We start from the raw sequence: 21,763 nt of genomic DNA, 5'->3' as shown, positions 1-21,763 counted from the left end.
ATAGAAATGAAATTAATAATGGTAATACATGAAATAAATCGTAGTAACAGATTGAAAAATACCTTTGGAAATGTTATAAATCAATTCTGATCAGGCATTCTTAAAAAAGCACTAAAAGTTTAGTTTAATGAAACGATGATAAAGGGGGATGAAAAACCTTAGCGAAATATTCTGTAGTATGAGAATTCAGATAGCCTGAATTAGCTGTCTTTTGTAAGATATCAAATCCTTTTTCTCTGGAAAAATAAAGAATTTCATTGGAAAGGAATACATCCAATACGGAGATTTTTATCGTTTGTGGTCCGGATTGTTTTTCAGTTTTAGCCAATTCTTTCTCAACATAACATTTCCCTTTACAGGTAGACTCGGGCTTTGCTCTGTTTTCACAAAGATTCTTTACAATATAATCGTAATTCACCGCATAGTTGATCAATGGCAAAACAGGACGTATTGCAATGGTAAAAATAATGAATATGGAGATGAAAAACTTCAACGATTAATAACGATTAATTCTATACCACAAATATACTATTCAAAATGATCTTATGCCTAATTTATGATGAAAGTCATTGATATTTTTTTTAAAACAAAAGCTCTACTGATCGTCAGTAGAGCTTCATCTGGTTTTCGTTAAATGCTATGGCGCAAATTATTTTAATGAACAATGTTTTAAGGCGCAAAGATTTTATCGTCGATATTGCACTCTTATTAAAAGACCTTGTTCTACATATTACTAAAGTTTTGAGATTGACAATGTATAGGATGCTGGCCCATAATTAGAAGCTAAATGAACTACCCAGCTGCAACGTTCTATAATATGTAAGCCTTATTAAATCACCAGCATTTAAACTTTTTATAACTATAGGCGCAATAAATAAATTCCCCGGGCTCTCCCGGGGAATTCTTTAGATTAAAGTTCTTCTAGTAAAAGGTAGGTTCCTACGGTAGCTCTTGATGCCGCCCCCGAAATGTAATAATTACTAGCACTACCTCCCCCATATCGAATTTTTAATTCCACATAACTGGGATTAGGTCCTGTAGATAATATTATAATCGGAGGAGTGACTCCTCCATCATCCCACCTTTCAGTAGAAGATTCTGTATAACCTAATGTAGAAACTATAGTTGTAACATCCCCACCAGCTTGAAATATTGATGTGACGTATCCAGGATCAGTGTTAGAAGCACCACTGGAACTACCTCTAACTCCTATAAATCCCGTGACTTTAAAGTTTCTGTTGGGGGGTAAATTAATACGATCTTTAGCACTATTCAGGGATAATAAATTTGAGTTAAGCCCACTTATAGCACCATCATAAGTTACATTATAATCAGTACCTCTAACGGGTAGAACTTGGGGTCCCATTTTATTAACAACTACTATAACTTTAGAGTTTATCGCTGTATGGTCATTACTTTTTATTTTATTGACATTAACCTTTTTTATGTTTCCATCCGCATCAGGTGTTAAAACATATTTTGGGGCTGTAGTGATACTGTCCGTCTTTCTAATTCGGGCATCCCCGTTTACATCCAGTGTTGCAGTTGGAGTAGTCGTATTAATTCCTACCTGTGCTTGTAAATAAGCTCCCAGTAAAATACTGGAAATAAATAATAATTTTTTCATGTGTGTATTGTTAAAATTAAAAAATTGTGTGTATTGTATAAAGTGACTGTAGTCCCTGAAAAATCAGCGATTACCTCCAATAAGTGATCCATAGCTGAATATCCATATTCAACTATTTTATATGCTAAAAATCAATTATTGTATATTACAGAGTGTACTTCCATTGTCTCTAAAAAGAGCGGACTGATGTGTTTTAGGATAATTTTTTTTCAATGTGTTTTTTTATATTTAATTAATTTATTTAATGATTAGCAGCTATAACTACATCGATCATAGAGAGGAGGGATATGAATTAACTAAATTTCTGCAAAGAAAAACTCTTTTTTGCATAAAACAAAATATTAGTTGTTATCTTTTAAAATAAAATCATAAATCATACCTTATTATCTCATAATTAGGAAATTTAACGCCTTATTACCTATTTGGATTATTATTTTTCACATCGGAAGCAGGTACTCGGAAAATTCGAGTAACTGAACATTCTTCTCATTCGTTATTATCCTGGATCCCAAAACATTTTCTAATTCTTTGCAACATGAACCATACAGATTTTTGTGTGATATCTAAATTACGGCTTAGCTATAAAGATGAAATTCCCTTTTTGTGAAAAGTAACTAAAGCCCCATCAAAATTTCATTCTTTGTATTCTTACGGCATTCAGGATCGCAATCAGAGAAACTCCTACATCCGCAAATACAGCTTCCCACATGGTTGCCAAACCTCCGGCTCCCAGAATTAAAACAATTCCTTTAACAACAAATGCTAAGATGATATTCTGCCAAACGATCTGTTTTGTTTTCTTTCCAATATGAATTGCCATCGGAATTTTACTCGGCATATCATCCTGTATCACAACATCAGCGGTTTCAATTGTTGCATCACTTCCTAATCCACCCATCGCAATTCCTACATCACTTAAAGCGACAACGGGTGCATCATTCACTCCATCTCCGACAAAGGCAACCGTTTCATTTTTAGCCTTGATCTCCTTTACTTTATTCACTTTATCTTCCGGAAGTAAATCCCCATAAGCATTCTGAATTCCTAAAGTATCTGCTACATATTTTACCACTGAGGTTTTATCACCACTCAGCATGGTTGTTTTTATGTTTAATGCTCTTAGCTTGTTGATCGTCTGCTGAGCATCATCTTTAATACGGTCTGCAATGGTAAGATATCCTACAAATTTCTTATCATAACCTACTGCGATCAGGGTATATACAATATGATCAGGATTAATATCGTAGTTAATATTGAACTTATCCATTAATTTGAAGTTTCCAACTAACAATTCCTTTCCGTTAATTGTTGCTTTCAATCCATGTCCAGCAATTTCTTCTACATTTTCTAAAGGAAGCGAGTGATCTATTTCACCTACATATTCATGGATAGCCGTTGCTACAGGGTGGGTACTCTGGCTTTCTAAAACATTGACCAATTTTAATATTTCTTTTTTATCAAATTCAGGTTTAAAATCTACTTCCTGAACTTTAAAAACACCCTCTGTCATGGTTCCGGTCTTATCCATCACCACATTCTGAATATTAGCAAGAGCATCTAAGAAATTGCTTCCTTTAAACAAGATCCCATTTCTGCTTCCGGCTCCAATCCCGCCAAAATATCCCAATGGAATAGAAATTACCAAAGCACAAGGACAAGAAATCACCAAGAACACTAAGGCTCTGTATAACCAGTCTCTAAACTGATAATCCGCTACAAAAAAATAAGGCAATAAGGTAATTGCTATGGCAAGAAGCACCACAATCGGGGTATATACTTTTGCAAATTTTCTGATGAATAATTCGGTTGGTGCTTTCTGGGCAGTTGCATTTTGAACGAGTTCCAAAATTTTACTCAATTTACTGTCCTGATAAGCAGTAGTCACTTTAATCTGACTTACTGTATTTAAGTTAATCATTCCAGCCAGAACTGTTTCACCTTTTGATTTTGTATCAGGTTTACTTTCCCCTGTAAGGGCTGCTGTATTAAACGCTGCTGTTTCAGAAAGTAATTCGCCGTCCAACCCTAATTTCTCTCCAGACTTCAGCTGGATAATTTCACCAATACCTACAGTTTCAGCTTTTACAGTTTGTGGCTGACCATCTTTTAAAACCGTCACCTCATCGGGACGCTGATCTAATAGTGATTTAATATTACTTTTCGCTCTTGTAACAGCCAATGCCTGAAATACCTCTCCTACAGCATAAAACAGCATTACGGCTACTCCTTCCGGATATTGTGCAATAACAAATGCCCCTACTGTCGCAATTCCCATTAAAAAGAATTCTGAAAAAACATCACCTTTTATAATGCTTTCATAAGCTTCTCTTAATACGGGAAGTCCTACCGGAATATATGCCACTGAATACCAAGCGATACGAACCCAACCGGTAAACCATTCTGTTTTTATATAATTATCTAAAGCAACCCCTATCATTAAAAGAATAAAAGAGATCACCGCAGGTAAGAATAATTGAAACGTTGTTTTATCCGACGTATCGTGAGAATGCCCATGATCATGGCCGTCTCCTTCAAAGTGATCGTGCTTTTTTTCTTGAGGTTTTGTATCACAGCATTTTTCCATAACTTATAATTTTCAACAAAATTAATTTTAAAACAGTTGCAATACTATTGCAAACTTTCAAGACAGGTTTCACAAATACCTTTGGCAAAAAGTCTTATTTCATCAATCCTGAAATTTGTCTGTATATTTTCCGGAAACGAAATATCTTCCTTACATGTGGTTTGCTTGCATATCTTACAGTAGAAGTGAAGATGCCAGTCTTTGTGTGTTTTTTCATCACAATCATCATCACAAAGTTTATACTTGGTTGTTGTATTTTCCTGTATACTATGAACAATCCCTTTTTCTTCAAAGGTTTTCAACGTCCTGTAAATTGTTGTCCTGTCCGCGTTGTCAAAAGAATTTTCAATTTCAGACAACGATAAGGCCATTTCCTGAGAGCTTAAAAAATCATATACCAGAATCCGCATACTTGTCGGTTTGGTATTTTTATCTATCAGTTTATTTTCTATCTCTTTTTTCATTTTCTGCTATTTTAATTAAGAATGGACAGCCCCTTCCTTGTATCCCTCCTCCTCTATCTGAAAGGTCGTATGACTGATTTTAAACTTGGTCATCGCCTCTTCTGTAAGGGCTTCCAGCAACTGATTCTGAGTAATCGTATCGTCTTTAACAACATGAGCACTCATTGCATTAATTCCTGAAGTAAGTGACCATACATGAAGATCATGAAGGCTTTTTACTCCGCGAATTTGTTCTAAGGATTTACGAAGAAGATCTATATCCACATCTTTAGGTGTGCTTTCCAATAATACATTTACAGCTTCTTTCAGAAGGCGCCATGTCCTTGGAAAGATCAGCAATCCAATGGCTGCTGAGATCAATGGATCTGCATAATACCAATTGGTTGTAAGCATAATCACACCAGCAATCATCACCCCTATTGAAGTAAGCATATCTGAAAGCACTTCAAAATAAGCTCCTTTCATATTCAGACTTGCCTCGGAATCTTTTCTAAGGATCATCATGCCAACAATATTAACAACTAAACCAATTCCTGCGACAATCAACATCGATTTACTCTGCACTTCCGGTGGATTCTGAAATCGCTGATAAGCTTCATACAAAACATACAGGGAAATTCCCAATAGTACTACAGCATTAATTACAGCCGCTAATATTTCTGTTCGGTAATAGCCAAAAGTTTTTTTAGAATCAGCTTTACGCTCCCCTATTTTTATGGCGATAAATGCCAGAAGCAATCCCACCACATCGGTAAGCATATGTGCGGCATCAGCTAATAATGCAAGACTGTTAGTAATAACACCTCCAATAACCTCGGCTATAAGGTAGGTTCCACTTAAAGCTAATACAAGAAGAAGATTTTTTTTGTGTTTACTTGCCGCCGAAGCGGTCTGTGTATTTTTTTCGTTCATCATTTCAGAAATAGGTTTAATTACATTTCATAGTATAAAGGATTCTCTTTCTTCATAGGAACATTTTGTTCTCCAATCATCTGTCTCAGATTAATTTCTATAGTCTGCGCCAGGGAAGTCATTGGTGTATCAACAGGAGTATTTTCAAATGGATCCTGCATGATAATAGATGTTCTCTCAATGGCAATAAACATAGTGGGAACCAAAAAAGTAAGTGCGATCTCAACTATTAACTGGTTATCATCCAGACCAAATGGCAGTATAGCCGCAAACACATAAATTAATACATGAACTAAAATACTATAGGATCTCGGGAAAACAGTATTTTTAAGCCGTTCACATTTTCCCATACTGTCACAAAGTTTAGTTATTGCATCATTAAGCTGTAATTGCTGAAATTCTGAAATAGATTTTGCATACATTATTTCTTTAACCTGCTTAGAATGTTCATCGAGCAAAGCATTAGGAATATTAAACCCCGAAATTTTATTTGCACCCAGATAATCATGTACACGATCAGAAAAAGGCTGTTTTCTTAAGGATTCTCCAAGTGCGTACGTCCAGACAATCTGTCTTTCAGCAAACTTCTCAACTTCTTTATCATGACCTTCCGGTAAAAATTGCATGACCAATCTTACAAAAGTCCGCGAGTCATTCACAATAGCTCCCCAAACAATTCTTGCCTCCCACCATCGCTCATAGGATTGTGAAGTACGGAAAGCCAATAACAGAGATACTGCAGTTCCTATAAGTGCAGGCACATTCAACGGAAGTGATATCTTACGAAATCCAGGTAATAAATCTAAAAGTCCTATGGATACAGCAAATATAAAGAGGAAAAGCATCTGAGATTTTATTTCATTGACGAAATACCAAATGGATAATCTTTTATTTAATAACATAATTGTTCTTTTTAATTAAGTTTTAATCCTTTACGATCTATTATTTTCCAAAAAACCTGTTTTCATTTTTAACACTTTAAGTACAATGTAAATAATCATTGTAAAAATAGTTCCTGAAATGAAAAATAAGTTATGATCAGAATGATTTCTAATCCATTCCCCAATTAAATCAAACACCATGAAAATCAGAAACATGGCAAAAAGCCCGTTCTTTTCTTTCTTCAGCACCTTTTTTATACTAAAAGACAACTCATTCTTTGTAAACAACCCTAAGTTAGGGATAAAAACCGGTACTTTATCTGCCCATGATCTATATTTTTCACCAAATTTTCTTTCTAAAAATTGTTCTTCTGCATATATAATTCTTTCGTAATAGATCCAGTAAAAAAGAACAAAAGAAATGATAAACCATAAGTTCTCTGTAAACATTGCAAGGCCTAACCACATAAAGAAATTTCCCAAATACAATGGATTTCTTACTACGCTGTAAATTCCTGTTGTATTAAGAGTATCAGCCACCTGCCCTTCCGAAGTATTTCTTCCCGACGTATTCTTAGGTGTATATCCCACTGTGTATATTCTAATTCCGAGGCCAATCATACTTACGAATAAGCATGCAAATTCATAGAATATGGTACAGCTGTTTGTTTCTTCTTTTAAATTAGTTTGGATAGAAACTACTAAACCGACAAATAAAATACCTATCGGTAAAGTACTTCTATATTTAAACAGCCAGTTTCCCTGTTTTTCAAGTTCTTCTTTTAAAGCCATTTTTCAATTTTTTCTTATTTGTGTTTTTATTTAGATAATCTATTCATCATGTTCTCCGCCATTCGTAAGCTTGGCATTGACAAAAAATGCACTCTTTACAACTATTTTAGAATCCGAAGCAATTTCCCGTACCGGAGTAACAGCCGTATATCCCATATCAGTAGAACCTTTTACAACTTCTATTTTTTCAAAATTGACTGTTTTAATATTCTTTTTAGGTTTCCCGGCTTTTATCTCAGCTTCATCATGATCCTCTTCCGGCTTTTTATCCGTCTGTACAAAGACATAAAACTTTCCATCTGCTTCTACTATTGCTTCATTAGGGATTGCAGGAGTTGTGCTGTAATCGAGACTTACGATTCCGGTAATGTTCATACCGTCAATAAGACCTGTTTTATTTCCTGTAACATTACAGTGTACAGAAATTGTTTTGCTATCATTTTCGAATGATGACCCTATACTATACACTTTTGCATCATACTCCGTTTCAGGGTTATTGGTCAGTTTAAAATGTACGATCTGCCCCACTCTCATTTTTGGCAGATCTTTTTCAAAAATCTGCAGATCTAAATGTATCGATTGGTTATCAATAATTTCTGCAACAGGGGATGAAACATCTACATAGCTTCCTATCTGGGCAGCAATACTACTGATTGTCCCACTTATTGGAGCCGTAATTACCAGGCCGGATCTCATATTTGCATTATTTACACTTCCGGGATTTATTCCCATCATTTGAAGTTGTCTCAGCAAGGATGCCTTTCTTGTTCTTAACGTTTTCAATTCCGAATCAGAGCTTTGAAGATTTTTCTTTGCTCCGGCATCATTATCAAAAAGCTCCCGCTGTCTTCTGTATTCCTGCTCAGCAAAAGTGATCCTGCTGTTCGTAGTCAGATAGTCTTCCTGGAGCTGAATAAATTCAGGGTTTGCAATGGTTGCAATTACCTGTCCTTTATTTACAAAACTTCCTACCTGAACATTGAGTGTTTTTATAATTCCTCCATATAGAGAAGTTATTGTTGCTTTATTGTTGTTCGGAACTCTAAGTAATCCATTTGCTTTGATCGTTGCAGTCAATTCCTTCATTTCAATGGTTCCCAGTGTAATTCCTACTGCTTTCATTTGCTCTTCTGTAAGTGAAGCAATCGTTTGAGGAACTTCTGCAGGGCTTTCAGCTTTCTGTTCTGTTTTCCCCGCAGCAGTCTCAGCTACCTCTTTCTTTTTCTCACAACTAATGACGAATAAAGAAAGAAATGTAAAATATATGATGATGTGTTTTTTTCTCATTTTATTTATTAATTATTGAATTAATAGTAACTACAGATTGATTGACCTGCTGAATAGATTCTAAGTATTTTAATTGAATATTAGTAGCTGTCTGTAAGGCAAAAAGATATTCTACATAGGTGATTTCTCCTGTTCTATATCCTAATTGTGCTGCCTTCACTATTTTATCAGCGTTGGGAATAGCCTGCCCCACATAATAATCGTACTGCTGAGCATCCTGCTGATATTGGGTAAAAGCATTTTCCAATTGTGTGGAAAGCTGATTCTTTTTATATTTCGCATTGGTTTCCGCAACCTGCTTCTGATATTCTAATGATTTAATTCTGGCTTTTGTAGCTCCGAACGTTAATGGAATAGCAATTCCCAAAGTCACAGAATTAAAACGGTTTCCTGAATTGTAAAATACATCTTGTTCGTTTTTTTGGTATAATCCAATTAATGACTGGTTGGTATATCCAATACTGAACTCGGGAAGTCCCTGCGATTTTTCGACACTCTTATTTCTTTCGGCAATTTCCATTTCCTGATAAAAAGCTTTTATCGTCGGATTATTATCAACAGCTTTGATATCCAGAACATTTTCAGCTTTTAAAGGTTCATAATTTCCATTAAATGGAATTTCAAAATCCTCTGAAGTATTTAAGAGAACTTTCAGATTTTTATAAGCATTATTTAAATACACCTGATTTTGATTTAGCAGAAGGTTGATTTCCCCCTGTTGGGTTTCAGCAGTACTTATTTCTATTTTTTTGATATCCCCCGCTTTGAATCTTACCGTTGCAATACGGATAAAATCCCGGTAAAGGCTATCCAGATTCTTTAGTTGCGATTTATTGTACTGCAGATATTCTATCTGATAGTAATAAGAACGCACCTGCTTTACCAATTCATTAACTGATACTTCTTTATCGATCTGTTTACTTTTCACTGTTTCCGTGATCAAGTCTTTCCGTGCTTTAAAAATAGTGGGAAATGGAATACTTTGTGAGATCGCAAAAGACTGGTCAAATTTTGGACTGTTATATTGACCAAGCTGAGCGTCAAAACCAAGTTTTGGCAATTCTCTGGCCGTAGGTTTTAATGCTTCTGCAGCCTGAATACTCAGATCCTTGGATTTTAAAGACAGGTTATTTTCTACTGCCGTTGTTACTGCCTGTTCTACAGAAAGTGTTTTAGACTGTGCATTTAACGTTTGCCCCAACATTAAAAATCCAAGAATGATCACTGTTGTCAGAGGTTTCATTTTTATTTTCTTTAGTGGAATTTTTGTATTGAAAATCATATACAGCATCGGTAATACAAACAGTGTTAAAAAGGTGGCTGAAATTAATCCTCCTATTACTACTGTTGCCAAAGGTTTTTGAACCTCAGCCCCCGCTCCAGTTGATATCGCCATTGGTAAAAATCCTAATGAGGCCACTGTTGCCGTCATCAAAACAGGACGAAGTCTCGTTTTGGTTCCTTCAATAACTCTTTTTAGAATATCTTTTTCACCTTCTTTTTCTAGTTCATTAAAGGTTCCTATCAAAACGATCCCATTAAGAACCGCGACTCCAAATAATGCTATAAATCCTATTCCTGCACTTATACTGAATGGCATTCCTCTGAGAAGTAAGGCAAATATGCCACCAATAGCACTCATCGGAATAGCAGTAAAGATCAACGCAGCCTGTTTGAAGGAGTGAAAAGTGAAATACAGTAACATAAAGATCAAAAATAACGACACAGGAACAGCGATCGTTAGACGCTTACTTGCCTCCTGTAAATTTTCAAATTGTCCTCCATAAGTAAAATAATATCCTGATGGTAATTTTATCTGTTTTTCAAGCTTCACCTGAATATCTTTTACCACACTTTCAACATCACGCCCTTTTACATTAAATCCAATTACGATTCTTCGTTTCCCTTGCTCACGACTTATTTGCGCCGGACCCAGTTTATAACTGATATTAGCAACCTGTGAAAGAGGAATCTGAGCGCCAGTATTGGTTGTGATCATCAGATTATTCACATCATCGATATTCGTTCTGTTAAGACTGTCTAAACGAACAACTAAGTCAAAACGTCTTTCATTTTCAAAAACCTGTCCCGTGCTTTTCCCTGCAAAAGCAGTGCTTAAAGCATTATTAACATCTTCGATACTCAATCCATAATTAGCAATTCTGGTTCTATCATACTCCACATTGATCTGTGGAAGACCACTTACTTTTTCAATCTGTGGTGCAGTTGCTCCATCTACAGTCTGTATTGCTTTTCCTACTTTATCTGCGTAAATGGAAAGGGAATCAAGATTTTCACCAAAGATCTTCACCGCTACATCTTGTCTGATCCCTGTCATTAATTCGTTAAAACGCATCTGTATCGGTTGGTTCTTTTCAAAGAATACTCCCGGAATCGCCTCTAGTTTCTCACTGATCTCATCAGCCAGTTCCGTATATGATTTCTTTGTTTTCCATTCGCTTTGAGGTTTTAGAACCACAATCATATCAGTTGCTTCAGGTGGCATTGGATCGGTCGGCACTTCAGCGGATCCCGTTTTTCCAACGACCATTTTTACCTCATCAAATTGTTTAATAATTCTCGAAGCCTGCATTGAAGTTTCAAGACTTTGACTTAAAGAACTTCCTTGTGGCAAAATACAGTGGAATGCATAATCACCCTCTTGCAGCTGCGGAATAAATTCCCCTCCCATACCTTTAAATATAAAAGCAGCGACAACGAAAATGAAAATTGTTATAGAGACGATCATATATTTTAATCTAATCGCTTTTTGCAACAGCGGCTGATAAATGCGTTGCAGAAAATCCATTATTTTATCACTGATCGTTTTTTTATTTTTAATATTTTTTGAAAGAAACAATGCACTCACCATCGGAATATACGTTACAGATAAAATCGTTGCTCCGATAATGGCAAATCCTACCGTTTTTGCCATCGGGGTAAACATTTTCCCTTCTACTCCCGCTAAAGTAAGGATGGGAATATATACTATCAGAATAATGACTTGTCCAAATATGGCACTGTTCATCATTTTAGATGCGGCAGTTCCCACCTCCTTATCCATCTGGATCTGGGTAAGCCTTCCTTTACTTTTATGATTCAGTATATGTAATGTTGATTCCACAATGATGACAGCTCCATCTACAATTAATCCGAAATCAATAGCCCCTAAGCTCATTAAATTGGCACTGACTCCAAAAACATTCATCATTCCCAGAGCAAACAATAACGAAAGCGGAATTGCTGAGGCCACAATAAGACCAGCTCTAAGATTCCCCAGGAAAACAACAAGTACGAAGATGACAATAAGTGCACCTTCTATTAAGTTTTTTTCTACAGTCTTCATTGCTCTTCCAACCAGATCCGTCCTGTCAAGGAAAGGTTCGATCACCACGTCATTAGGAAGAGATTTTTGAATGGTTGGTATTTTAGCCTTAATATTATCTACGACTTCATTACTATTGGCTCCTTTCAGCATCATGACAACTCCACCTACCGCATCTACTTTTCCATTAAAGGTCATGGCACCGTAACGAACGGCGCTTCCAAAACGAACATCGGCTACATCTTTAATAAAAATCGGAACACTGCCTGTTTCATTTTTTACTGCAATGTTTTTAACATCCTCCAAAGAGGTTACCATACCTATTCCACGAATGAAATACGCATTGGGCTTCCTATCAATATAGGCTCCACCCGTATTTTGGTTGTTTTTTTCTAAAGAGGTAAATATATCTGTAATACTTACTCCCATTGCTTTAAGACGATTTGGGTTGATAGCTACTTCATATTGTTTCAATTCCCCCCCAAAACTATTGACCTCTGCAACTCCAGGAGTTCCATTCAGTTGTCTACGTACGATCCAGTCCTGCATTGTACGTAGTTCTTTAGCATTATATTTTTTCTCACTCCCTTTTTTGGGATGAAGGATATATTGGTATACTTCTCCTAATCCCGTACTTACAGGAGCCATTTCCGGAGTTCCAACACCTTTTGGTATTTCCTCAGCTGCTTCTTTTAATTTCTCACTAATGAGCTGCCGGGCAAAATAGACATCTACATCTTCTTTAAAAACTACGGTAATAACAGAAAGACCAAATCTTGAGATACTCCTTGTATCCTCAATCCCAGGAACATTGGCAATGCTCTGTTCGATCGGAAAAGTAACCAACTGCTCTACCTCCTGGCCGGCCAGGGTAGGGCATACAGTAATAATCTGCACCTGATTATTGGTAATATCAGGTACGGCATCTATAGGTAGTCTGGTAGCACTCCAAACTCCCCAAATAATCAATAACAAGGTCATAATACCTATGATAAACTTGTTATTGATGCTGAATTTTATGATTTTATCTAACACAAATAAGATTTATTTTATTGAAAATATACACACGATGGCATTTTAAAATGTCATGTGCAAAAGTATCATGAAGATCCTTGCAATGTAATTGCAAAGTTTCACGTAGGTTAGAAAGCATTACTTTCTAAAAGTCAATAAAATTAAATTTTAGGGGGTTGCCAGATATTCTCGTAAACCTGATAGGCAAAATCATTCTTTTGAAAAAGAATCTTTTTTGAAAAATAAGTCTGAACCTGTTTTGGAACACTTAGTAGGGGTTCTGTTTTGAAAGCTGTCACCGTAATCTGACAGCAGTTGCAGACACATAAAGGAGAACAGATATCGCCTTTGTCTTTTGTATGGGGCTGCCCGATACTTAGTGATGCATTAGTTGTAGATGAATTGGGTTGTTTATGCACATCTTCACATGGCATTAGAGATAATGCCATAAAATAGAATGCTAAAATCCATCTTAACAAGTTCATTGTGACAAAGGTATATTTTTTTTATTAAAAAAAAATTAAATCCCGATATTGTATATTTATTTTAGGCGATAGCCCGCAAAGAACTATATTTAAAATTTAACTAATCATTTATAAAAAACTATATTATTCTTCAGTCTTTTTAACCATACTATTGATAATCATTCAAAAATAGTAGAGATGAGAACCAATAAAAGACTATTAAAAATTACTTATGATTATTTCCTTGCCAATGAAATAATAGAGCATGATAAAAGTAAAAAGCTTAATCAATTCATGGTAATATTAGATTTATTAATCTATTATAGATATAAAGCAAGTAAAAGAAAATATCGAATTTTCAAGTAAATAAACCCACTTGCAAATACAAGGGGTTTATTTATATCATTTTTCAGCAAAAATAATCACTACAAATTTGGATTATTCTCCACTTCCTTCTGCGGAATCGTAAACAAGTAATATCTACTGTTGGGAGCAAATACAGATTGATCAGGGAAAGCAAATATAGAGTGTCCTCTCCCATTCACTGTTTTCACTGTACCATCCGGAGTTGTTATCTGCACTTTAATCGGTTGTCCACTCGCATCAGTGTATGGTTTTCTTGCTACCGTACCTTGAGTTCTGATAATATCAGACAAAGAGAACCCTTCCCCAAATAATTCTTTTCTTCTTTCAATCAGGACTTCTTTAATCACATCATTCTGTGCTAAAGGTCCAGTATACACATTGGCATGTCGGGCAGATTTTAATTGGTTTAAAATAGTCACCGCATTGGTCACATTTCCATTTCTGGCTTCTGCTTCTGCTTCAATTAAATACATCTCAGCAGCTCTCATGAAGACAATGTCTGCAATAAGATTGGCTTTAAATTTAAATTTAGCATATCTTAAAAGTCCTTCCCTTCCCGGAAGTCCATCCCATTGGAACAACTGATATCTGATGTCATTGGTATCAAACAGATCTTTAAAATAAGGATCGGCCATGAAACTGTAATAATAACTTCCTGAAGAAGAAACATCCAGATAATGAAAGGCATAACTTTCACCTGATTGTTCCTGCGTCTGGCCATGTCCCCAAATCCACTCCGCATTAGTAATATCATTAAATCCATCTTTATATTTTTCAGCGGCCATTAATGGAAATCCTGCTTTTGCTATTTGTGCAGCAGTAACCGCTTTAGCCCATTCTCCAGTATTCAGATAAGTTCTTGCCAACAGTCCGTTTACAACAGACCTGTCAATTTTATCCTTATTATTTCTGGTATAATTCTGCAACAAATTACTGGCTTCTGAAAGGTCATTTTTAATTAAAGTATAGATTTCCTCAAGGGTGGCTCTTTTCTTTCCTACCGAATTCGTTGTAGTAGGTTCAGTATAAATAGGCGCTACCAAAGCATTTTTATCTTTTAAATAACTGAACTGATAAAAACTAGCTAAATTCAAATAACAAAAAGCACGTAAAGCTTTTGCCTGTCCCTTAACCTGATCTTTTTTGGACTGACTCCCTTCTACTCCATCAATTCTTGCTATCACATTATTCATATTATTGATCGTGGAATATAACATACTCCAGATAAATTGCGAGCGACTTCCAGTATTGTTTACCAGATCGGTAAATGCATACGGAGATGCAAATCCATATTTATTTGTGAGAACCGCAACATCACTTCCCATAGTATCACTTGTTCTCAGCACAGTGGAATAACCAATATTAGCATAGGTAGTTCCATCATCATTAAATTTTGCCCAAGCTCCATTAATAACCGTTTCTGCACTTTCAGCAGTTTTAAAAACTTCTGCTTCATTTGCCTGGTTAGTAGGTGCTGTTTCCAGATCATTTGCACAACTGGAAAAAGACAGTGCTGCAATTATAAAGGCTATATATTTTATTTTTTTCATTGCTTTAATTTTAATTTTTAAAGGGTTGCCTGAAGGCCAAAAGTTATTGTTCTCATTGCAGGGTACCTATAATAGGTCGTTCCATCGAGCGTCTGCTCCGGATCCATTCCTTTATGCTTATAAAAAGTAAGTAGATTTTCAGCCTGAAGATAAATTCTAAATTTCTTTAAACCTAACTTCCCAAAATAGTCTGAAGGCAGTGTGTATCCAATGCTTACATTTTTCACTCTGGCATAGGTCCCCGAATACAGGAACCTTGAAGATGCAGATGTCCAGTTGTTTGTTTTCGTACTTAAAGCCGGTACATCAGTATTTGGATTTTCCGGCGTCCACCTGTTGATCATTTCAGCACTCCAGGCTCTTCCTGCACTGCTTCCATTAGACATTAGCATCGTGTAATCCGTATCAAGGATCTTACCTCCAACACTGAAGGTTACCAATCCTGAAAAATCAAAGTTTTTATAGGTTATGCTTGTGGTCAATCCACCGGAAAACTTAGGTAAAGAAGACCCTTGTAAGGTTTTTGTAGCTTTTGCATACTCTGAGGTTGTCCCTTCCACTGTATTTCCATTCGCATCCTGGTAGATGTATTTCCATAAAGGAGACCCATTGCCTGGATCAACACCCACCCATTCAGGAATAAAGAAATCATAGACTGAACCTCCAACCTGTAATAATTTGGTTCCTGTAACAATAGATCCTTTTGGAAGTTTTGTGATTTTATTTTTCAGAGTGGTTAAATTAAGATCAACGTCCCACTGGAAATCATCTGTTTTAACAGGTGTAGTAAATAATGAGAATTCAAACCCTGTATTTTTCAATTCACCAATATTGGCAGAATACCCGGTAAAACCAAGAGAAGGAGCTAATGGTCTGTCAAATAAAAGATCCTTACTCTGGCGTTGGAAATACTCTACATTCCCTTTAACTCTATTGTTAAGTATTGCAAACTCTAATCCTACATTTAAATTGAGATTTGTCTCCCATTTTAAATTCGGAGTTGGAAGTCTGCTTGCTACAGTTCCTCCTTCACCAAGATTATTGTAAAATGCATATAAACTCTGATAAGCATAATATGTACTTAATTTATCATTTCCCTGACCTCCGTAACTTGCACGAAGAGTAAGCTGATTAAAGAAATTCAAATTCTTAATAAAACTTTCATTTGAGGCTTTCCATGAACCTCCCACAGACCAGAAAGTTCCCCATCTATTTTCAGGTGAAAATCTTGAAGAACCATCCGCTCTTACAGACCCTGAAATAAAGTAAGTGTTTTTAAAATCATATTCTGCTTTACCTAAAAAACTCAGTAGACCTAATTTATCACTATTCCCACTGAATCCTCCCAACAGGGCAGCTGCATCCGGCTCATAATAATAAGGCAGAGAAAACTGACTTCTGTTTCCAGATATTGTTTGATATTCATAATGATAAAATTCCTGCCCTGCCAGAATATTGAAATGGTGCTGGTTGAATTTTTTATCATAGGTCAAAATATTACTGGTTGTATAAGATAGGGTTCTCGAATTTGTTTTCGTTACAGAACCACCTATTTCACTCCCCTCGCCCAACAATGGATTAGAATAATAATGTCCATTATAATTGACCAGGTCAACTGAGAAGCTTGATTTAAATTTTAACTCTGGTAAAAAAGTAAAGTCTAAAAATCCTTTTCCTGAAAAATTATCTTCTCTGTTTTCGTTTTTATCTAAAGGTAAAGTTGCCGCAGCATTTTGATTCTGCAAAGCACTTGTTGGTCTGTATTTTCCAAAGTCATAGATATTGTTTCCATTGGCATCCAGTATGTAACTTCCATCCGGATTTCTTTCATAATATGGATAAAAAGAAGGAATTACTCTTGCTGCATTAATGATATTATCTGTTCTTGAATCTGAAGAAGGTGGAGCTTCCTGAAGACTATTGGTATAACTTAAATTAGCACCAATAGTTAACCATTTTTTGACTTCATTATTAATTTTTAATCTGGTGCTGTATTTTTTAAAACCAGAACCAATGGCAATTCCTTTATCATCCAAATACCCTAATGAAAAAAAGTAATTCCCTTTCTCATTTCCACCGCTGAAATCAAGATCGACTTGATTTCTTGAAGCTACTCTCTGAAGAATATCCCGCCAGTCATCATTCCATAAAGCCTTAGCTCCAGGTAAAAGCTTTCCATCGGTTCCTACTGGCTGAGCATAATTTGGTCCATAAGGATTAATTCCCAATTCGTTCACCAAATTGTTTGTAGCCATCTGTGCTGCCTGTTGTGAAGATATCTGAGTTGATTGATATCCATTCCTCAAAGCTTCCCAATACAATTGAAAATACTGATCTGTATTTACCTGCTCATAATCTTTTACTGCTCTGCTGGAAAAACCCTGGCTCATATTAAAGTTGATTCGAGGCTCGCCTTTTTTTCCGGATTTTGTTGTTACTATTATAACACCATTTGCCCCTCGTGATCCATATAAAGAACTCGCTGTAGCATCTTTCAAAACACTGATAGACTCAATATCGTTTGGACTGATAGAATTAATGTTTCCATCAAAAGGAATTCCATCTACAACAAATAAAGGATTGCTTGAAGCACTGATAGATCCGATCCCTCTGATACGTATCGTTGCTGTGGCTCCAGGTTGTCCGGAGGAACTTACTGCCTGCAGTCCTGCCACTTGCCCTTCCAGTGCCTTGGTAATATTAGTAACTGGTCTGTTATTAATCTTTTCACTTGAGATTGTTGCTACAGAACCTGTATAACTTGTTTTTTTTGCTTTACCGTAAGCAACTACGACAACTTCATCAATATCTTTTTCCCGAAGTGTATCTTTTTTAGGCTTTGCTTCCTGACCATTCACACTCATAATTCCTAAGAAAAACAAAGCACTTGGTGGAATCCAAATTTTAGCCTTAAATAAATTTTTACTAACCATAATCAATTTTATTTATGAAATATTAAAAAATAACCCTTTGCGGAAAATACAGCAAAGGGCATCAATAAATTTGATTAACCTAATGCTTATTTTCCCTTAAAAGGCTGAATGTAACACCTTGCATTATGCAGGTTGTTAAGATTTCACAGGGTCAGTTCCCTCCATCTTTCTTTATAAGCCGATCGAAATATGGGTGCAAATCTAAAAACAATTAGTCTATAAAACAAGTAGACTATTAAATTTTTTATTAAAATTTCTCAAAAATTAACTAAATTTTTACATAAACTGCCTATCAATAGAGCTTTAGAAAAAATGTTAAATTTTCAAACATGAGAAATATCATTAAAAATAATGTAATCCACCTTATTGAAATAAAAGACAGAAATATAAATGCTAATCAAAAAAACTTTTTAATTTTATAGTATGAAAATTTTAATTGTAAACGGTCCAAATCTTAATTTGCTAGGAACGAGAGAACCGGAAATTTACGGAACAATTTCAATGGCGGAATATTTAGATAAATTAAGATCGGAATTTCCTACTCAAGAGCTGAACTATTATCAATCTAACATTGAAGGTGAACTGATCAACAGACTTCAGGAAGATAATTTTGATGCTTTAGTAATAAATCCGGGAGCTTTTACCCACTATTCTTATGCTATAGCTGATTGTTTAAAAAACATTCAAAAGCCTAAAATTGAAGTCCATATCAGCAACATTTATAAAAGAGAAGAGTTTCGTCAGAAGTCTGTGACTGCTGCATATACTGATGCGGTATTATCAGGCTTTGGCTTACAAGGTTACAGATTAGCGCTGTTGAGCTTCTAATTTTTGGTCACAAAAGAAAAAAATAAAAAAGCCTCATCAATGATGAGGCTTTAATTTTATATTAAGATGGTTTGTCTTAAATTGTTTGTTCCTGTAATTGCGGACCTGAAGCAATAAGCTTTTTCCCCTCTTCAGTATTACAATACTGTTCGAAGTTTTTAATGTATCTTGAAGCTAGATCTTTTGCTTTTTCTTCCCATTCAGTTGCATCATTATACGTATTTCTAGGATCTAGAATACCTTCCGTAACATTTGGTAAAGAAGTAGGAATCTCTAAATTCATAATTGGAATTCTCGTCTTAGGAGCATTTTCGATAGACCCATCAATGATCGCATCAATAATGGCTCTTGTATCTTTTAAAGAAATTCTTTTACCAGTACCATTCCAACCTGTATTTACCAAATAAGCTTTTGCACCGTGTTCTTTCATTTTACCAATCAGTGTTTTAGAATACATAGTTGGGTGTAATGTTAAGAATGCCTCACCAAATGCAGGTGAGAACGATGGTTCTGGAGAAGTAATTCCTCTTTCAGTTCCAGCTAATTTAGAAGTGTATCCACACAGGAAGTGATACTGAGCTTGGTTTTCATCCAATATAGAAACCGGAGGTAATACTCCGAACGCATCAGCAGAAAGATAAACTATCTTTTTTGCATGTCCGGCCTTAGAAGGCAAAACAATTTTGTTGATATGATAAATCGGGTAAGAAACTCTTGTATTTTCCGTGATTGAACCATCTGTATAATCAGAAACCCCATTATGAACAACAACATTTTCTAAAAGTGCATCTCTCTTAATCGCTCTGAAAATATCCGGTTCTTTTTCTTCTGATAAATCAATTACTTTAGCATAGCAACCACCTTCGTAATTGAATACTCCATTATTATCCCAACCGTGTTCGTCATCACCAATCAGATATCTTTTAGGATCTGCAGATAAAGTCGTTTTTCCTGTTCCGGAAAGACCAAAGAATAAGGCAACATCTCCTTCTTCACCTACATTTGCAGAACAGTGCATTGATGCCATACCTTTCAAAGGAAGATAATAATTCATCATAGCAAACATTCCTTTTTTCATTTCTCCTCCATACCATGTTCCACCAATGATCTGAAGTTTTTCAGTAAGGTTGAACATTACAAAGTTCTCAGAATTTAATCCCTGAGCCTCCCAGTTTGGATTAGTTGTTTTAGACCCATTCACTACAGTGAAATCCGGCTCTCCAAAGTTTTCCAGCTCAAAATGAGATGGACGGATGAACATATTAGTAACGAAATGCGCCTGCCATGCAACTTCTACAATGAATCTTACTTTAAGTCTTGTATCAGCATTTGTTCCACAAAAAGCATCTACAACATAAATTTTCTTAGAAGAAGAAAGTTGGTTTAGCACTAATTCTTTACAAGACTGAAAGATTTCTGCTGTTGTAGGTAAATTCACTTTACCATCCCAGAAAATTGTGTCTCTTGTAACATCATCCTGAACAATATATCTGTCTTTAGGAGAACGGCCTGTAAAAATTCCCGTTTTTACTGATACTGCACCAGATTCCGTAAGTTCAGCTCTTTCAAAACCCTGATTTTCGGGAGAAACTTCTGCTTGAAATAATTCCTCATAAGAAGGATTATATATTACTTCATAGTCTCCTTTAATCCCTAATTTTTGTAAATCCTGGATGATTTTAGCGTGTTTCATTTTACTTATATTTTCTATTTCTTTTTTTAGTCCAACAAAATTAAATATTAATTTATTGTTAAAGGTGGTTAAATATAATGATATAAGTCAGAATGACAAAGAAAAATGAAGAGTTGTAAATTGTTGTTTATGAGTTAATTATATTATCCCAATCAAAAATAGTATTAAAACCTTTTCCCCGAAAATAGTCCTTAAAGCCCCTGAATTTGGCACTCATCACAAAATCACCTCCCCATGCGCCCAAACTTTTTACAAAAAAGGGACAGTCTTCAAAAAGCCGATCCTTAACTGTTGGCATGTTCAGAAAGTGAGAAATTTTTTGTTCGTGAATCTCCATTAATCGTGAAAAATTATCCAATTTATTGCACAATAAAATTTCTTTTGTAAGATTTGAGAACTCTTCGATTAATTCATCAGATTTTACTTTAGATTTATAAAGATTAATAGCCTCTCTACTGTCTTGTTTCTGATTTAAATGAATAAAGATCAATTCATCTTTGAAAACAGGATTGAAGGTTACCTTTTTATAGTGTATTTCGGGTTTGTTTTGGTAAAGAACTGCAGATTTCTCTTTTGCAACAGCGATATCATAACCACTTCCGCCTAAGCTCATGGTATTTAACTGAAAAGCATTTATTCCTGCCCACTCGGAAAGATTATTCATTAAGGTAGAACTGCTTCCCAATCCAAAATCGGAAGGAAACTGAAGATTTGTTTTTAAATAATAGGAATCTGTTCCAGCAAGTTTGCTATTTGAAAATTGTTGTACATTCTTTAAAGTTTTTACAATAAACTCCGCACTTATAGGAATATTGGTATCCAGGATCTGCCACTCTTTATAATCAATGACAGCTTCTAACCAAAGTTTATTCTGATGATAGGCTTTCCAGAAAATTAATGACTTCCGATCATTTTTTTCATCAAAAAAAAACTCTTGTCCTAGTTTGGTTGGTACCGCTAGGACAAGAGCTCCATCTATTGCGAAATATTCTGAAGTCAGCATCAGCTTTCCTGGTGAAAATATCTCGCCCATATTATTTTGT

At 35.4% G+C, this 21,763-nt stretch carries 15 protein-coding genes and 1 riboswitch; of the genes, 1 reads left to right on the top strand and 14 read right to left on the bottom strand.

Annotated features, from left to right (window positions below; all coding sequences use genetic code 11):
* Positions 1-124: 124 nt before the first annotated feature.
* From AC3WRL_RS09360 to AC3WRL_RS09305, 12 genes are all read right to left on the bottom strand, one after another.
* On the bottom strand, positions 125-493 hold the full coding sequence (locus AC3WRL_RS09360; protein WP_492330160.1) for a hypothetical protein: 369 nt from the start codon (positions 491-493) through the stop codon (positions 125-127).
* 417 nt (positions 494-910) lie between these two features.
* The gene (locus AC3WRL_RS09355; RefSeq protein ID WP_492330159.1) at positions 911-1,627 is read right to left on the bottom strand and encodes a hypothetical protein; all 717 of its coding nucleotides are present in this window, start codon (positions 1,625-1,627) and stop codon (positions 911-913) included.
* 625 nt (positions 1,628-2,252) lie between these two features.
* A complete protein-coding gene (locus AC3WRL_RS09350; protein ID WP_492330158.1) occupies positions 2,253-4,211 on the bottom strand; it encodes a heavy metal translocating P-type ATPase in 1,959 nt (652 codons plus the stop codon).
* A gap of 44 nt (positions 4,212-4,255) precedes the next feature.
* Positions 4,256-4,675, bottom strand: coding sequence for a Fur family transcriptional regulator (locus AC3WRL_RS09345; RefSeq protein WP_214830829.1), 420 nt, complete (start codon positions 4,673-4,675; stop codon positions 4,256-4,258).
* A 15-nt stretch (positions 4,676-4,690) separates the two neighbouring features.
* Positions 4,691-5,587 carry a cation diffusion facilitator family transporter gene (locus tag AC3WRL_RS09340; RefSeq protein ID WP_214831315.1) on the bottom strand — a complete coding sequence of 299 codons (897 nt, stop codon included), beginning with the start codon at positions 5,585-5,587 and terminating at the stop codon, positions 4,691-4,693.
* Positions 5,588-5,607: 20 nt separating this feature from the next.
* On the bottom strand, positions 5,608-6,489 hold the full coding sequence (locus AC3WRL_RS09335; RefSeq protein ID WP_492330157.1) for a bestrophin family protein: 882 nt from the start codon (positions 6,487-6,489) through the stop codon (positions 5,608-5,610).
* A gap of 30 nt (positions 6,490-6,519) precedes the next feature.
* Positions 6,520-7,260: a methyltransferase family protein gene (locus AC3WRL_RS09330; RefSeq protein ID WP_214830824.1), complete on the bottom strand. Its 741-nt coding sequence runs from the start codon at positions 7,258-7,260 to the stop codon at positions 6,520-6,522.
* A 39-nt stretch (positions 7,261-7,299) separates the two neighbouring features.
* Positions 7,300-8,547 carry an efflux RND transporter periplasmic adaptor subunit gene (locus AC3WRL_RS09325; RefSeq protein ID WP_492330156.1) on the bottom strand — a complete coding sequence of 416 codons (1,248 nt, stop codon included), beginning with the start codon at positions 8,545-8,547 and terminating at the stop codon, positions 7,300-7,302.
* A 1-nt stretch (position 8,548) separates the two neighbouring features.
* Positions 8,549-12,907, bottom strand: a complete 4,359-nt coding sequence (locus AC3WRL_RS09320) for a CusA/CzcA family heavy metal efflux RND transporter (RefSeq protein WP_492330155.1) — start codon at positions 12,905-12,907, stop codon at positions 8,549-8,551.
* 140 nt (positions 12,908-13,047) lie between these two features.
* Positions 13,048-13,371, bottom strand: a complete 324-nt coding sequence (locus tag AC3WRL_RS09315) for a DUF6660 family protein (protein WP_214830818.1) — start codon at positions 13,369-13,371, stop codon at positions 13,048-13,050.
* Between the two features lie 404 nt (positions 13,372-13,775).
* A complete protein-coding gene (locus AC3WRL_RS09310; protein ID WP_492330154.1) occupies positions 13,776-15,266 on the bottom strand; it encodes a RagB/SusD family nutrient uptake outer membrane protein in 1,491 nt (496 codons plus the stop codon).
* A gap of 17 nt (positions 15,267-15,283) precedes the next feature.
* On the bottom strand, positions 15,284-18,199 hold the full coding sequence (locus AC3WRL_RS09305) for a SusC/RagA family TonB-linked outer membrane protein (RefSeq protein ID WP_492330153.1): 2,916 nt from the start codon (positions 18,197-18,199) through the stop codon (positions 15,284-15,286).
* An 83-nt stretch (positions 18,200-18,282) separates the two neighbouring features.
* Positions 18,283-18,379, bottom strand: a riboswitch (SAM riboswitch).
* Positions 18,380-18,622: 243 nt separating this feature from the next.
* Here AC3WRL_RS09305 and AC3WRL_RS09300 point away from each other — a divergent pair.
* Complete coding sequence (locus AC3WRL_RS09300) at positions 18,623-19,027, top strand: type II 3-dehydroquinate dehydratase (RefSeq protein WP_214830812.1); 405 nt, start codon at positions 18,623-18,625, stop codon at positions 19,025-19,027.
* Between the two features lie 76 nt (positions 19,028-19,103).
* Here the strand turns inward: AC3WRL_RS09300 and pckA are convergent, their stop codons facing one another.
* Both pckA and AC3WRL_RS09290 read right to left on the bottom strand, forming a co-directional pair.
* Complete coding sequence (gene pckA / locus AC3WRL_RS09295; RefSeq protein WP_214830810.1) at positions 19,104-20,720, bottom strand: phosphoenolpyruvate carboxykinase (ATP); 1,617 nt, start codon at positions 20,718-20,720, stop codon at positions 19,104-19,106.
* A 127-nt stretch (positions 20,721-20,847) separates the two neighbouring features.
* Positions 20,848-21,753: a GYDIA family GHMP kinase gene (locus AC3WRL_RS09290; protein WP_492330152.1), complete on the bottom strand. Its 906-nt coding sequence runs from the start codon at positions 21,751-21,753 to the stop codon at positions 20,848-20,850.
* Between the last annotated feature and the right edge of the window lie 10 nt (positions 21,754-21,763).

It is taken from the genome of Chryseobacterium sp. FW101-FHT12H09 (genome assembly GCF_058790395.1).
Note: the sequence above shows the minus strand (reverse complement) of the source record. Positions and strands in the feature narration are given on the sequence as shown.